The organism is Citrobacter sp. C6_1 (genome assembly GCF_014596835.2).
GTDB lineage: Bacteria > Pseudomonadota > Gammaproteobacteria > Enterobacterales > Enterobacteriaceae > Citrobacter > Citrobacter pasteurii.
In genome coordinates this window covers 1,352,801-1,367,926 of sequence record NZ_CP115031.1, presented here as the reverse complement: position 1 = coordinate 1,367,926, position 15,126 = coordinate 1,352,801, and the positions used below count along the sequence as shown (strand labels likewise).

Sequence of the window (15,126 nt, the reverse complement as noted above, 5' to 3'; positions counted from 1 at the left end):
CAAATTAACGCCGCCAGATAATTTTGCTTACTTTCCACGCTTTCAGCGTGTCGTCAGACGGCATTATATCCTCGGGCCCGCTCCATTCACCGGAAAAAATATAGCTAATATGTTGACTTCCTTCAGCTTTACACTCAACGCCCGCGCTGTCATCGCCGGTTGCCTTTTGGCAATTACCGAAAGCTTTAGTGTAAAGGTCGCTAAACGGTGTACCGATTTCGACACCCGCGACTGACGAAATATCGTGGTCTAACACATCAATACGACTAATGGTTCCCTGGCTGCCATTGATGACTATCGCCAGCTTGTCGTTTTTCAGCGCTTCATAGAAGCGCACCACATTTCCGTTATCAGTCTTCATCCCGCTACGCAGGCGGTAATCACCGTCCAGCGCATCAGCAATGGCTTTTTCATCCAGCGGTGTCGCGCCCGTTAACGCTCCGACGCCCTGCTCTGTGACCTGCGTTGAAGAACCAAACCAGTTCCACGGATTGGCGGCAGACCAGTTCACCGAGGACAACGTTGAACACCCGGTCAGTAGCAGCGGCATCGCGCATAAAGTCAAACGCAGTGATTTCATTTCACTTCCTTCCTTATTTATCAACGTTGCTTGGAGTCCGGTTTCCCCAAAAAGTGCCGTTATTCTTTCTCAAGGGAAAAACAGGCACGCAAACGTTGATTGGTTAACAGCCAGACCAGTGCGACGATATCCGCCACCAGCAGCGCCAGCCCGACACCGTTGAGCGGATCGCCTGCCAGCCACATCACCGGCTGCCAGCACAGCAGCACCAGTTGAGCGAGAATCAATAATCCGCGCAGCCTGTGCCACAAAACGGGGAACGCAAAACGCCGCCCGCTGAGTAAAAACGCCAGTACGGCGGGAACGCCGGGGAGCAAACCCAGCCAGAATGCGTCATGATCGGGATAAAACAGGTTCAGCAACGTGTTGCCCTGCTCGCGCGAAGATCCCGCAATCACAAACAGCACCCAGGTGCGCGCCTGCAGCAGCAGTACGCACCAGAACAGAAATGGCAGACGCAGGCACCCGTGAACGTCATAGTCGGCCGGATGGAACTCAGTACTCTTCATCTTCAATCAAACGCTTGCCCAGATTGAGTACATCCGCATGTTCATAGCCCAGACGTTCATACATACCCAGCACCACGTCGTTATCTTCCCGCACCATAATTTGAATCTTCGGACAACCGCGGGCAATGAGCTTTTTCTCCAGTCGGTTAAGCAGCGCATTAGCGATGCCGCGACCGCGAAACTCAGGGTGCACGCCGAGATAATAGGCCGAACCGCGATGTCCGTCGTAGCCGCCCATCACTGTGCCGACAACTTCACCGTTCACTTCTGCGACCAGAAACAAGCTGACGTCATGATTGACTTTGCGTTCAATGTCCATTTCCGGGTCATTCCATGGACGCAGCAAATCACAGCGCTCCCAGAGGGTGATCACCTCTTCGAAATCTTCCTGGCGAAAAACGCGTATTTCCATGGTATTGGTTACCTTTTCAGGACGTTAAAAAGCGATTATGGCGCGAACCACTGATTTAGCCAATATCTGACGCGAAGCGGCGGAAAAAATGGCATAATACGGAATTGTCACGTATTGAAATGAAAAGTAAAACAATTCTTATCCCGATCCGTCGCAACGGACAACGCGATACGATATAACGTTTAGAACCTTTTTTTACAACTCAGGCCGTATGAGCACTTTTAAACCACTAAAAACACTCACATCGCGCCGCCAGGTGTTGAAAGCCGGGCTGGCCGCCCTGACGCTGTCAGGCATGTCGCAAGCCATCGCTAAAGAAGAAGCGCTTAAGACCAGCAATGGGCACAGCAAACCGAAAGCGAAAAAAGCCGGCGCTAAGCGCGTAGTTGTCCTCGATCCGGGTCACGGCGGGATTGATACCGGCGCAATTGGTCGCAACGGTTCGAAGGAGAAGCACGTGGTGCTGGCGATTGCCAAAAACGTGCGCTCGATTCTACGCAACCAGGGCATTGATGCGCGCCTGACCCGCTCCGGCGATACGTTTATTCCGCTGTACGATCGCGTCGAGATAGCCCACAAGCATGGCGCCGATCTGTTTATGTCAATTCACGCCGACGGCTTCACCAATCCGAGTGCGGCAGGGGCATCGGTCTTTGCGCTGTCTAATCGCGGCGCCAGTAGCGCCATGGCGAAATATCTGTCCGATCGTGAAAACCGGGCCGATGAAGTGGCCGGAAAGAAGACCACTGATAAAGACCATTTGCTGCAGCAGGTACTGTTCGATCTGGTGCAAACCGACACCATTAAAAACAGCCTGACCTTAGGGTCGCATATTCTCAAAAAGATTAAGCCGGTACACCGTCTGCACAGTCGTAGCACTGAACAGGCCGCCTTCGTGGTGCTAAAATCACCTTCGATTCCGTCGGTACTGGTCGAAACCTCGTTCATTACCAATCCGGAAGAAGAGCGACTGCTCGGCACGACGGCATTTCGTCAAAAAATCGCTACCGCTATCGCCAATGGCATCATTAGCTATTTCCACTGGTTTGATAACCAGAAAGCACACTCGAAGAAACGTTAATCATGAAGCCCGATGTACAGCGCGTAAAACAGTTCCTGCTCAGCCTGCAGGATGATATTTGTCAGCAGTTATCCGCCGTAGATGGCGCCGGGTTCGTTGAAGATAACTGGCAGCGCGAAGCGGGCGGCGGCGGGCGCAGCCGGGTGCTGCGTAACGGTGGTATTTTCGAGCAAGCGGGCGTCAACTTCTCCCACGTCTACGGCGATGCAATGCCGGCCTCGGCTACCGCCCATCGCCCGGAGCTTGCCGGGCGCAGTTTTGAGGCCATGGGCGTCTCGCTGGTGGTGCATCCGCAGAATCCTTACATTCCGACCAGCCATGCCAACGTGCGTTTTTTTATCGCGGAAAAACCGGACGCCGAGCCGGTGTGGTGGTTTGGCGGCGGCTTTGACTTAACACCCTACTACGGCTTTGATGAGGATGCGGTGCACTGGCACCGCACGGCGCGTGATCTGTGCCAGCCGTTCGGTGATGACGTGTACCCGCGTTACAAAAAATGGTGCGATGACTACTTCTTTCTCAAGCACCGTAACGAGCAGCGCGGCATCGGCGGGCTGTTTTTCGATGACTTAAATACGCCGGATTTCGATCACTGCTTCGCCTTTATGCAGGCGGTTGGCGCAGGCTACACCGACGCATATCTGCCGATCGTCGAACGCCGCAAAGCGATGATATGGGGTGAGCGCGAGCGTAACTTCCAGCTTTATCGCCGTGGGCGCTACGTGGAGTTCAACCTGGTGTGGGATCGCGGCACGCTGTTTGGCTTACAAACCGGCGGGCGCACGGAATCGATTTTGATGTCGATGCCGCCGCTGGTGCGTTGGGAATATGATTACCACCCGGATGACGGCAGCCCGGAAGCCGCCCTTAGCGAGTTTATTCAGGTGCGCGACTGGGTGTAATGGCCTGATGGCGGAACAATTCGTAGGCCGGATAAGACGCAAGGCGTCGCCATCCGGCAGCGCAGCAACCACAATTGCCTGATGGCGGCGAACGCCTTATCAGGCCTACTCAAGCTATACCATCACGCCCACTGACGCATGCGCTGATGCAGCGTCAGCGACGGTTTCTCCGCAAACAACTGCTGGTAGTCGGTCGCAAACTGCCCTAAATGCCAGAATCCCCACTGCATGGCAGCGTCTTTCACCGTGGTACTTTGCGACCACGGGCTTATCAGCTCGCGACGCACGGCGTTCAGGCGAATGCGTTTTAACCAGGCATTCGGTCCAATGCCGAGGATTGCGTGAAAAGCGTTTTGCAACGTCCGGCGGCTGACGTGCAGCTGGTTACACAGGTCGAGCACGGTCAGCGGTTCTGACATATTTTCCAGCACGTATTCGCGCGCCCGCGACAGCAGGCGGCGATAGCTCTGATGGCTGATGCTCTCAGCCGTGATTATCGGCTGCGCTTCCTCCAGCATGGTGCCCATCGCCAGCAGCAGGTTATCGCCCAACACTTTGCGCACCGCAGGCTGATGAAGATTCGCCGGATTTTCGCTGAACGTTGCCAGCGCCTGCTGCACAAAGCCCCAAAGGGCGGCTTTATGTTGTTCTTTCACCTCCAGCGCCGACTGGTTGCGCAGCATATGCAGCACCCTTTCCGGGTTATGCAGGAAGTTAGCCTGACGAGCAATCGCCTCTTCCGAAATAACGACACCCAGAATGGTGTAATCGTCCGGCGTACTCAGTTCAAACTCTGTCCCACCTGGACGGGTAGCGATTTCAGCGCTACCCAGACACTGGGTACCAATAAATCCCTGTTCGCCGCGGGTGGCCGGAATACCAAACCAGAACGAGTTCGGCCAGACCAGACACGACTGACGCAGCGCCAGACCGGTGTATTCACGGAACACCTGAATATCGTCGAGCAGGATTTCCGTGAACTCGCCATGAAATTTTCCCGGATGCAATTGGTCGTAGATCTGCTGCCAGGCGGTAATCGTCAGCGCATGCTCATACACATCCGTTGTTCGCCGCTGGTGAACGTTGTCCACCTCCACTTTCGGCGTAAGTTTAACGTCTTCGGGTAATGCTTCATGATAAAGATGGTGCAGGTTTGCAGTACGGGTCTTTTTCATGATCTTTTAAGCCGGAAGCTTCAACGAAGCCCCCGGCCCTCCGACAGGTTAATTTTTTAAGCGATAGCGACTACTGCGTTTACGCAACGCTCCGTCAGAAAAGAGCTGTTCCAGCGCCTTTCTGGCTTCATCAAGTGACCAGCCAAAGTGGGCAGCCACTTCCCCTGCCGTCACTCCTTGACGGACCGATGTTAACAGCGCCAGCAATTCATCAGAGGATTCAGATGACACAGATGCTTCCTGCGTCTTCTCTGGGGCCTCATCTGACTTCACTTCAGGCTTCTGCTCTGGTTTCTTCGGTTCTGGTTTCTTCGGCTGGCGCGTAAAACCGCCGATCAGCCACTGGGTGTCATCATCCGGCCGCCCTATCTCCTTGCGGCTGACAACACGTCCTGTACGCGCTGCGGCTGCGCTTCCGGCATCCAGCGCTGCACGACACGCGGCCAGATCGCCTTCCACCACCAGAGTCAGCCTGCCAGGATCCAACACCTGGTGACTGAGCAGACGCACGTTCGCGGCTTTCAGCATGGCATCCGCCGCGTCTACGGCAGCCACCATGCCATCCACTTCCAGTAATCCCAGTGCATTGATCATTGCAACCTCTCTTACGCGCGCTGGACAGGATTACGGGCAATATCCAGAACAGCATCAGCGAAAGCATTACAGGCAGCTTTACAGGCAGCCTGGCTACCGGTTAAAAACGCCGCTGAGTAGTTGGTTTCTGACGGCGGCGGCACATAGGTGACAATCTGTACATCGGCAGATTTAAGCGCAGCATCAATACCAAATGTTGCTTCCAGCGGCGGTGCCACCAGATACGCCATCGGATCGCCAAGTCGGCATCCTGCGGTCGCCGAGAGATACGAACCAGTACGCGAAACCACGTGCGCAAGGAAGGCGGTATCTTCTGCGTCATTGGCCCACTGGAACGCCGCGCCGCTTTCGATATTGGCGACCATGGCGTCCAGGCCGGCGCGAACTTCGGCCGGGTTCGGCCCGCCGAGCATGATCAGCACTTCGCCCGAGGTTGGAGAGGGACTGTGCGCCGCGCCGGCATACAGCGAGCGGCCATAAACCACTTCCACCATCGCCTGTTTTGTCGCTTCGTCTGCGGCAATATACGCCACGTCATCAGAATCTGCTGTGATGAGTCCGAGACTACGTATATGTGGCGGTAATTTAAGTTCACGGGCAAAACCGTCATTTACCGAGGCAATCACGCGCATTGCGGTGACTGAAGGTCTAATCAAATCTAATGCTGGCATGATGCCTCCTTAACGGGTCATATTGATGCCGGACGCTTTTTGCTCCAGCATGCGCTTGGCCAAATCCACAATCACCGCCGCCGCTTCAACCGGTGGCGTACCGCCCTGGTGAATATTGGAGATACAGGTACGATCAGCTTCAACGGTCGTCGCCACGCGTGGCGAATAGACGGCATAGCAGGACAGACTTTCCGACTGGCCGAGGCCCGGACGTTCCCCAACCAGCAGGATCACTGCTTTCGCGCCGAGCAGTTCACCGATCTGATCTTCGATTTTCACGCGGCCATAGCGAACAAAGAACGGTGTCCCGACTTTTAATCCGGCCTGTTTTAAGCCTGACAACAGCGGCGGCAGGATCTCTTCGTAGTTAGCGGTGATGGCGTCGGTAGACAGACCATCAGAGATAATCACCTGCACATCCGGGTTCATTACACACTGTGATTTCAGCGCTTCAATGGCTTCTGCGCTCAGACGACGCCCCATGTCCGGGCGCGTCAGATACAGATTTTTGTCGCTGATTTCTGAGCGTACTTCCAGCAAGCCTTGCGCTTTCACCCACTCTTCCGGTACTTCTTTCAACACTGTATCTTTTGAACGCGAGTGGTCAGCCAGGAAGCGCAGCAGCGCCTGAGTGCGCGGACGCGGACCGGCACGACCGGTACATACACGCGCGGCGGTGCTGCGGCGCAACTCGGTCAGCACTTCTGCGCGATGCGGGTTCTCAACGCCAATCCACGCTTTCGCTTCGGCTGAACCTAAGTCCATCGCACAGCTTTCACCCGTTGGTGCGGCGCACTGCGTAGTGCTGCATTTCGTTTCTGGTGACGGCGCTTGAGCCTGCGGCTGTGACTCCCCCATTGACGCCATTACACTGCGTACAATTTCTTCAATCTGTTTTTGATCCATCGTATGTCATCCCCGCGTCATCAGAAGAACAGTGACGGATCGCCCGCCCGTTTGGTCAGGCGACCGTTTGCCATAATGCCCATGGTTTCCAGCCAGCGTTCAAACTCCGGTGACGGACGCAGGTTCAGCAACTGGCGCACGGTCGCGGTGTCGTGGAAGGCGGTGGTCTGGTAGTTGAGCATGATGTCGTCACCGAGCGGCATGCCCATGATGTAGTTGCAGCCAGCGGTGGCGAGCAGAATCATCAGGTTTTCGTTGAGGTTCTGGTCAGCATCAGCATGGTTGGTGTAACAGCAGTCGCAGCCCATTGAGATGCCGCTCAGCTTGCCCATGAAGTGATCTTCTAAGCCTGCGCGAATAATCTGACGGTCGTTGTAGAGATATTCCGGCCCGATAAAGCCCACCACGGTGTTCACCAGGAACGGATCGTAGTGACGCGCCAGCCCGTAGTTACGTGCTTCCATCGTCACCTGATCGGCGCCGAAGTTAGCGCCAGCGGAGAGCGCAGACCCTTGCCCGGTTTCAAAGTACAGGCAGTTTTCCCCGGCGATACGATTGAACTCCGCGCCCACTGCACGCGCCTCATCCAGCATCGCCAGCTCAACGCCAAACTCTTTTAAGCCTTTCTCACTGCCGCAGATACTCTGGAAAATCAGCCCGCCCGGCGCACCGCGACGAATTGCTTCGATCTGGGTGGTGACGTGCGCCAGTACGCAGCCCTGGGTCGGAATATTGAACTTGTCGATAACGCCATACACGGTATCGAGCACGCGGCTTAAGTTCTCCACGTCATCCGTTACCGGGTTAACGCCGATCACCGCATCACCTGCACCGAAGGACAACCCTTCGTAGATTTGCGCGGCAATACTCTGCACGTCGTCACGGGTATCGTTCGGCTGCAAACGGCAGCTGAAGGTGCCCGGCAAGCCAATGGTGGTGTTGGCTTTTTTGATCACCGGCATTTTTTTGCCACCGTAGATCAGATCCGCGTTGGAGCAAATTTTAGCCACGCCTGCGACCACTTCTGACGTTAACCCTTTGCGCATAAACGCAATGTCATCGACAGAGGTTTCATCACTCAACACGTACTCGCGCAGCTCACTGATGCTCCAGTTTTTGATGCGGTTATAGGCCGTTTCGTTGACGTCATCCTGAATCAGACGCGTGACGCAGTCCTCTTCATAGGAAATCACCGGGTTATTGCGAATATCCGCCACCGTCATTTCCGACAACACCTGTTTGGCCGCCACGCGCTCCTGCGAACTGGTTGCAGCTACCCCTGCCAGCACATCCCCCGAACGCAGTTCGTTGGCTTTTGCCAGCACCTCTTTTACATCCTTAAACTGATAAACATTGCCGAACAATGTGGTCTTTAGTTTCATAAGTCGTTCCCTCAGGAAGGAAATGCGAGTGATTTCACCGTCACCGGCACAACCGATCCGCCAAAAAGAGGCGTACCAATGTCGATATAGTCCCCCGCCCGGACAACCACCTCATCGATGACCGCCAGCGGGTGTTGCTGTAACTGTGGGCGTAACAGCATGCCCAGGGCTTTACCAAAATCCTGCTCGGCTACCACCAGCAGGGGATGCGGATTCGGATAGCGCGCGACAAAGGCCAGCAGCGCATCAATCACCGTTAACAGCGCGGCGTAGCGCACCGGTAACGAACCTGGCAGCGCCAGCACGTAGGCGTCGGTTTTCGGGTCAAGGTCGAGCTGCAGCAGCGCCTGCTGCCAGGCCGCCACCAGATCAGCCTCATCAACCGGAATCGCCACCGGCAGATTGCGCAGCGGAAGCGCCACACCCTCCAGCCAGATAGTGCTGCCCGAAAGCGACAGCGTATGCGCCCCGGCGCCAATCACCGTGGCGCGCACGGTTTGCGCCGGAAACTGCACGTTCATCTCACGCAGGCGCGGATGTTCATGCAGCGCCGTTGCTAACAGCGGCCCAATGTCGGAAAAACAGAACGGATCGGCAGGTTGGTTGCGGTAGCACTCACCCACCCCGCCGGACAACGTAATCACTTCAGGCTTCACGCCAACGGGCAGCAGACCGGTTTGCATCAGCGCCTGCGCCAGCGGTGAAAGCGTGCCGTCAATCACCTCCACAATCAGCGCCGCCATCCGTCGCGCCACCTGAACAAGCTGCGCCGCATTGAGAGTTCGGGCATCAGTGCCTGGACCAAATACGTCATCAACAATCATTTGTCCTGGCTGATGCGCGTGAACCACGCGCCCCTGGCCGTCCGTTTCCAGTAGCCGTCCGCCGACGTTCAGACAGGCCGAGCCGCTGACTTTTCCCGCGTCGAACAGCACGTAGTTCGACGTCCCCCCGCCGATGTCGATATTCAGTACACGGCACAACTTCTGCTCTGACAGAGTCTGGGCACCCGCACCATGACCAGCAATCACCGATTCCAGATGTGGGCCAGCGCTTGCCACCACGAAGTCGCCCAGCGACTGGGAGAGCGTCATCACCGCCGGACGAGCATTGCGGGTTTTGGCGCTTTCTCCGGTAATGATGATCGCGCCGGAATCGACGCTCTCTGGCGCAATCCCTGCCGCCTGATACTGGGCGAGGATCAGTGCTTTCAGTTCGGCCTCTTTCAACCCGCCCTGCTTATCAACGGGGGTAAAGAACACCGGGCTTTGCCAGCTAATTTCGCGTTTGATGAATTCGTAGCGCGGCACCTGCGACACTGCCGCACGGTTAACCAGCTCAAGGCGCGAGAAGATCACCTGAGTAGTTGTGGTGCCGATATCGATACCGACGCTCAGTAGCTGGCGAGTGTTCACGATTGCGCCTCCGGATTGGTTTCTGCTGGTGCCGGAACATCTTCGTCTTTCGGTACTAACAGCATAGCCACGCCAATCGCCGTCACGCCGCCGATCAGCTTGCCGACAATCATCGGGAAGATCATGGCGTTCATGTTGGCAGCGGCGAAGCCTAAGTGGTCACCCAGAGCGAAGGCCGCTGAGACCGCGAACGCGCAGTTGATCACTTTGCCGCGGGTATCCATGTTTTTCATCATGCCGAACATTGGGATGTTGTTGGCAAGCGTTGCCACCATACCCGCAGCCGCAATGTTATTAACTTTCAACAGGTTGCCGACACTCATCAGCGGTTTTTCAAACCAGCGGGTCAGCAGCAGCACCATCGGGTAGGCACCCAGCAGCACACAGGAGATAGAACCGATAACTTCGATGGCGCGCATCACTTCACCCGGCTTATCGCCTGGCGCCATGAAAATAGGATCAAGACCCGGGATCAGCTCCCAGCCGAGCAGGAATTTAATCACCGCAGCCGCCAGACCGAGGGTGATCAGCGCTACCAGGAACTTGGCGAAGATCTGGAAGCCGTTGATCATTTTTTCCGGGATGAATTTCAGTCCCAGCGCCACCAACACGGCCACGATCAGCACCGGGATCATGTTCATCAGGATCAACGCAAAGGTGAACTCCACTGGCTGACCGTTGATTTCCACGCCGGAGTACATCGCGACCAGACCACCCGCAATACAGCCAATCGGAATGGTGACGATACCGGCCAGCACGCCCAGCGCCAGATAACGACGGTCAGACGGTTCAATAATTCCCAGCGCAACCGGAATGGAGAACACCAGCGTCGGTCCCATCATCGCGCCGAGGATCAGGCCAGAGTACAGCCATGCCGCAACGTCGCCGCCCGCCAGTTCTTTCGCCAGGAAGAAGCCGCCCATATCGCACGCCAGCAGCGTTCCGGCAAACATCGACGGGTTCGCGCCCAACATTTCGTACAGCGGAATAATCACCGGCCCGAGCACATGCGCAAGTACCGGCGCCAGCGCGGTCATACCGACCATCGCCAGGCCCAGCGCGCCCATTGCCATAAAGCCTTCTTCAAACTGACCGCCCGATCCCTCAATGCTCTTACCGAACTTACCGAGGAAGCGCGCCGAACCGCCGAACTGCGACAGGATCCTGTCCACGGCGGCAATCAGCATAAAGAACATCATGATGTACATGATGATTTCGTTAATTCCCATAGCCCCTACTCCCTGTCATTTGTGATTTGTAGGCCGGATAAGACGTTTACGTCGCCTCCGGCATTAACGCCGTGTTATTGCCGGATGGCGGTGCGAGCACCTTATCCGGCCTACAGGCATTACCCGGCAGCCGCGTACAGGTCGATAATCTGTGCCTGCGTGGCGGTGCGTGGGTTACTGCGAATACAAATATCCTCCAGCGCGGCGTGTGCCCATGCGCTGTAATGCTCGGGTTTTGCCCCAACGTCAGAGAGGCGTTTGGTCTGGCCCACTTCGCTAATCAGCTCGCTGACGGCGTTGATGGCATCACGATCGTCCGACTTCTTGTTGGTTAACGCCCTGCCGATATGGCTGAAACGCTCACGACACACCATGCGGTTGAATCCCATTACCGTGGGCAGCAGCATGGCGTTAGCCTGTCCGTGCGGGATATGCAGCGTCGCACCCGGTTGGTGCGCCATCGCGTGACACAGGCCCAGCCCCGCGCTGGAAAACGCCATTCCCGCCATGCAGGACGCCAGTAACATGCTTTCCCGCGCCGCCAGATCATGGCCGTATCCGACGGCCTTCGGCAGCGATTTACCAATCATCGCAATCGCGCCAATCGCCAGGCTGTCGGTAAACGGCGTCGCGTTCAGCGCGCTGTACGCTTCAACGGCATGGGTCAGCGCGTCAATACCAGTCATTGCCGTCACGTGCGCGGGAACGCCCTCCGTTACAGCGGCATCCAGAATGGCGACGTCCGGCATCAGGGTTGCATGCGCCAGCACTTTTTTAAGTCCGGTGGCGGCGTCGATAATCACCGTAACGTTGGTGGTTTCTGACCCGGTTCCGGCGGTGGTTGGCACGGCAATCAGCGGCAGACGCGGGCGCAGCACGCTGTGCTCCGTCATGTCAGCCAGCGTTTGCGTCGGGTTGGTCACCAGCAGCGCCACTGCTTTAGCGGCATCCAGTACAGAGCCGCCGCCAAAGGCCACCACGCCGTCACATTTTGATTCGCGCAGTTGCGCGACCGCCGCGCAGACGTCCGTAATACACGGCTCGCCGACCGGACATGGCCACAGCGTCATTGCCACGCCTTTCATCGCCAGGCTACGTTCCAGAGCGGCGGTCATCCCCGCCTGATGCAGGAAGCTGTCAACCATGACGAACATATGCGTCAGTCCGCGCGTTTGCGCTTCCTGTCCGCAGGTGCTGAGCGCTCCCAGTCCGCATAATGTGACCGGTGGAACGCTGAACGTTTTTACGCGTTGCAGATTCAGGGCATCGAATGCCTGAAAGAGCGCGGTCTGCAATTCAGCTTGCATAGATTCCTTCCGCTTTTACTTTTCCGCTATTGGCAATCGCCAGCGGGGTCATAAACAGACTGTGCTGCGGTAAATGCACCTGCAGCTCCGGGAAACGCTTACGAAAAAGCTCATCAACACCCGGCTGCATACAGGACCCACCGGCCAGCCATAAATCCGTAATCCCTTGTCCGGCAATATGATGGGCGACGATTTCCGCCATCTTTTCGTAAACCGGCTTAACCACCGGCCAGATTTCTTTGCCATTGCTGCGTTTGAACTGCTCGGCTTCTTCCAGTTGAATACGACGGTTCCCGGCGAGCGTCAGGGAAATGTGGTGCCCACCGGTCGCTTCGTCAGCGGAGTAAGTCACTTTGCCCTTTTTCACAATGGCGATACCGGTCGTACCACCGCCGATATCGACGACTCCGGCGTTATCAAGCGCCAGCAGATCCGCCACGGCGGTTGGCTCATCCAGCACATGGCTCACCTCAAGCCCGGCGGACTCCAGCACGTTGATGGAGATACGCGGATCAGTGCCCGGCGGGAATGAGGTAGCCGCATGAGTAAAGCGGCAACCCAGTTGTTGCTCGAGCGTATCGAGATGGCGACGAACAATGGTCACAGCACCGAAGAAATCCCAGACGATGCCATCACGCACGACGTCAGCCCAGTCCAGACAAACCGCAACCGGCTGCCCATCACTGTCGACAACCATCGACACTACATCACAGGTTCCCAAATCAACGCCCAGCCACAGCGGTGAATCGCTTACGGCAGGCGTCTGGTTACACAGCGATGCCGCTTTTTGCAGTCTTGGTGTGAGCCACAGTTGTTCGTCATGCGCCATCTCTTTCACTCCTTATACGATGCGAAACGCATCCACCAGCACACAGCGACGCAGGCGTACAAACGTGCGCGCACTGGTCACCCCTTCCCCGGTTGGCGTGGTAATGGTCATGGTCGTCCAGCCTTCGCCGCCAAGCCCAAGACCGGCAATGCACGGTCCGTTCTTGACGAAAATGCTGGTGTCGATGGCGTTAGCCATACGGTTCATGTTGTCGATGTTGCGTGAGTGCATCGCCGCCGTATGGTGACAACCACCTTCGAGCGTAACGGCCAGCGCAATGGCTTCGTCAACGTTAGCCACCCGCACCACCGGCAGCACCGGCATCATCAGTTCAGTCACAGCAAACGGATGCGTGGCGGAGGTTTCGACGAACAACAAGCGGGTTTGCTCCGGAACGTTCAGGCCGATCGCCGCGGCGATTTTTGCCGCATCGCGCCCGACCCAGTCACGGCTGACCGTGCCTTTACCACGCTCATCGACATTTTTCAGCAGTACCGGTTGTAGCTGTTCAGCCTGGGCGGTCGTCAGTTTGACCGCGTGCTGGCCCTCCATCAGACGCATCAGTTCATCAGCAACGCTATCCACGACGATCAGCACTTTTTCATCGGCACAGATAATGTTGTTATCAAACGACGCGCCTTTGACGATGGACTGCGCGGCGCGAGTCAGATCGGCCGTTTCATCCACCACCACCGGCGGGTTACCGGCACCTGCGGCAATCAGACGCTTGTTGGTATGCTTACGCGCAGACTCCACCACCGCTTCACCACCGGTGACGACCAGCAGTCCGATGCCCGGGTACTTGAACAAACGCTGGGCGGTTTCGATATCCGGGTTAGCAACGGTAACCAGCAGGTTCGCCGGACCACCTGCGGCGACTACCGCCTGGTTAAGCAGGCCGATCGCGCGCTGAGAAACGCCTTTTGCTGCCGGATGCGGCGCAAAGACGACGCTGTTACCCGCGGCAATCAGGCTGATGGCGTTGTTAATGACGGTCGCCGCCGGGTTGGTGGACGGCGTTACCGAAGCCACCACGCCCCACGGTGCGTTTTCAATCAGCGTCAGGCCGTTATCGCCGGTCAATACCTGTGGAGACAGGCATTCCACACCCGGTGTGCCGCGAGCCTGCGCCACGTTTTTGGCAAATTTATCTTCAACGCGTCCCATGCCGGTTTCACTGACGGCAAATTCCGCTAATTCTCTGGCGTGTTTTTCACCCGCTTCACGAATGGCGTGAATGGCCAGTTGGCGCATAGCAACGCTTTTCAGCCCCTGCTGAGCCACTTTTGCTGCCGCCACTGCGTCATCCAGGGAGGCAAAGACGCCCATTTCTTGAACGGCACTGACGGGTTGACTGCTGTCTTTCATTTTCAGCAGCACCGCTTTCACGACCTGTTCAATATCCTGTTGATTCATGATTTTCTGCCTTATTTGTGAAATACCACTTTCCCACCTGCCACCACTTCATCGACGATGCCAATCACGCACAGATCGACAGGCGATGAGTCGTTATGGTGCGCCTGGCGGGCTGAGCTTCCACTGACCAGCAGCACCCACTCTCCGGTTCCCGCCCCGATGCTGTCTATCGCAACAGCGCACTGCCCGTCGGGATTTCCCTGGGCATCAATCATTTCCACCATCAGTAACTTGTCGTGCGCGAGCCCCTGATGGCGAACGGTACAAACAATTTGTCCTGTGACGATTGCCAGTTTCATACCCGCCTCCGTGGCATATTTCAGGTAAAACCTCCCCCTACCCTCCGCAGAAGGTAATGTGAAAAGGAGAGAGGGTGACGCCAGCTTTCTCTCAACGATCCAGTGGCGTCACATGGACGACTTACATATCGTTGCTGTCGCCTTTGAAGCTGATCGGGAACACTTCTTCCAGATCGCCATGCGGACGCGGGATAACGTGTACAGAAACCAGTTCACCGATACGCTGCGCGGCAGCAGCGCCGGCATCCGTAGCCGCTTTGCAGGCTGCCACGTCACCACGAACCATGGCAGTACACAGGCCGCCACCGATTTGCTTCACGCCAACCAGTTTCACGCGCGCCGCTTTAACCATCGCGTCAGAAGCCTCAATCAGTGCAACCAGGCCCCGGGTTTCAATCATTCCTAATGCTTCCATTGTG

17 protein-coding genes are annotated in these 15,126 nt (G+C 56.7%); 2 read left to right on the top strand and 15 right to left on the bottom strand.

The window, feature by feature from the left end; translation table 11 throughout:
• Positions 1-4: 4 nt before the first annotated feature.
• From IB196_RS06590 to IB196_RS06580, 3 genes are read right to left on the bottom strand one after another with little or no spacing between them, the layout of a single operon-like run.
• Positions 5-580, bottom strand: a complete 576-nt coding sequence (locus IB196_RS06590) for an RpoE-regulated lipoprotein (protein WP_188232135.1) — start codon at positions 578-580, stop codon at positions 5-7.
• A gap of 59 nt (positions 581-639) precedes the next feature.
• Positions 640-1,089: a DUF2919 domain-containing protein gene (locus IB196_RS06585; protein ID WP_182290142.1), complete on the bottom strand. Its 450-nt coding sequence runs from the start codon at positions 1,087-1,089 to the stop codon at positions 640-642.
• The gene (locus IB196_RS06580; protein ID WP_149692249.1) at positions 1,076-1,501 is read right to left on the bottom strand and encodes a GNAT family acetyltransferase; all 426 of its coding nucleotides are present in this window, start codon (positions 1,499-1,501) and stop codon (positions 1,076-1,078) included. The genes IB196_RS06585 and IB196_RS06580 overlap by 14 nt, the downstream gene beginning before the upstream one ends.
• Before the next feature lie 211 nt (positions 1,502-1,712).
• Between IB196_RS06580 and amiA the strand changes: the two genes are divergently transcribed.
• Positions 1,713-2,582, top strand: a complete 870-nt coding sequence (gene amiA / locus IB196_RS06575) for an N-acetylmuramoyl-L-alanine amidase AmiA (protein WP_005121924.1) — start codon at positions 1,713-1,715, stop codon at positions 2,580-2,582.
• 2 nt (positions 2,583-2,584) lie between these two features.
• Positions 2,585-3,484, top strand: coding sequence for an oxygen-dependent coproporphyrinogen oxidase (gene hemF, locus IB196_RS06570; protein ID WP_149692248.1), 900 nt, complete (start codon positions 2,585-2,587; stop codon positions 3,482-3,484).
• A gap of 122 nt (positions 3,485-3,606) precedes the next feature.
• Here the strand turns inward: hemF and eutR are convergent, their stop codons facing one another.
• The 12 genes from eutR to eutM form a co-directional block, all read right to left on the bottom strand.
• Positions 3,607-4,659, bottom strand: coding sequence for an HTH-type transcriptional regulator EutR (gene eutR / locus IB196_RS06565; protein ID WP_005121920.1), 1,053 nt, complete (start codon positions 4,657-4,659; stop codon positions 3,607-3,609).
• A 48-nt stretch (positions 4,660-4,707) separates the two neighbouring features.
• Complete coding sequence (locus IB196_RS06560) at positions 4,708-5,253, bottom strand: ethanolamine utilization microcompartment protein EutK (protein WP_005121919.1); 546 nt, start codon at positions 5,251-5,253, stop codon at positions 4,708-4,710.
• 11 nt (positions 5,254-5,264) lie between these two features.
• On the bottom strand, positions 5,265-5,924 hold the full coding sequence (gene eutL / locus IB196_RS06555; RefSeq protein ID WP_040233508.1) for an ethanolamine utilization microcompartment protein EutL: 660 nt from the start codon (positions 5,922-5,924) through the stop codon (positions 5,265-5,267).
• 9 nt (positions 5,925-5,933) lie between these two features.
• Positions 5,934-6,830, bottom strand: coding sequence for an ethanolamine ammonia-lyase subunit EutC (gene eutC, locus IB196_RS06550; protein ID WP_005121916.1), 897 nt, complete (start codon positions 6,828-6,830; stop codon positions 5,934-5,936).
• A gap of 20 nt (positions 6,831-6,850) precedes the next feature.
• Positions 6,851-8,212, bottom strand: a complete 1,362-nt coding sequence (gene eutB, locus IB196_RS06545) for an ethanolamine ammonia-lyase subunit alpha (RefSeq protein WP_005121914.1) — start codon at positions 8,210-8,212, stop codon at positions 6,851-6,853.
• A gap of 11 nt (positions 8,213-8,223) precedes the next feature.
• On the bottom strand, positions 8,224-9,627 hold the full coding sequence (gene eutA / locus IB196_RS06540) for an ethanolamine ammonia-lyase reactivating factor EutA (protein WP_005121913.1): 1,404 nt from the start codon (positions 9,625-9,627) through the stop codon (positions 8,224-8,226).
• Positions 9,624-10,856, bottom strand: coding sequence for an ethanolamine utilization protein EutH (gene eutH / locus IB196_RS06535; RefSeq protein WP_003038023.1), 1,233 nt, complete (start codon positions 10,854-10,856; stop codon positions 9,624-9,626). The genes eutA and eutH overlap by 4 nt, the downstream gene beginning before the upstream one ends.
• A 119-nt stretch (positions 10,857-10,975) precedes the next feature.
• A complete protein-coding gene (eutG, locus tag IB196_RS06530) occupies positions 10,976-12,163 on the bottom strand; it encodes an ethanolamine utilization ethanol dehydrogenase EutG (protein ID WP_005121912.1) in 1,188 nt (395 codons plus the stop codon).
• Positions 12,153-12,992, bottom strand: a complete 840-nt coding sequence (eutJ, locus tag IB196_RS06525; protein WP_149692247.1) for an ethanolamine utilization protein EutJ — start codon at positions 12,990-12,992, stop codon at positions 12,153-12,155. Before eutJ ends, eutG begins: the two co-directional genes overlap by 11 nt.
• Before the next feature lie 12 nt (positions 12,993-13,004).
• Positions 13,005-14,408: an aldehyde dehydrogenase family protein gene (locus tag IB196_RS06520; protein ID WP_005121910.1), complete on the bottom strand. Its 1,404-nt coding sequence runs from the start codon at positions 14,406-14,408 to the stop codon at positions 13,005-13,007.
• An 11-nt stretch (positions 14,409-14,419) separates the two neighbouring features.
• Positions 14,420-14,707: an ethanolamine utilization microcompartment protein EutN gene (gene eutN / locus IB196_RS06515; protein ID WP_005121909.1), complete on the bottom strand. Its 288-nt coding sequence runs from the start codon at positions 14,705-14,707 to the stop codon at positions 14,420-14,422.
• Between the two features lie 121 nt (positions 14,708-14,828).
• Positions 14,829-15,122, bottom strand: a complete 294-nt coding sequence (gene eutM / locus IB196_RS06510; RefSeq protein ID WP_005121908.1) for an ethanolamine utilization microcompartment protein EutM — start codon at positions 15,120-15,122, stop codon at positions 14,829-14,831.
• Positions 15,123-15,126: the final 4 nt, after the last annotated feature.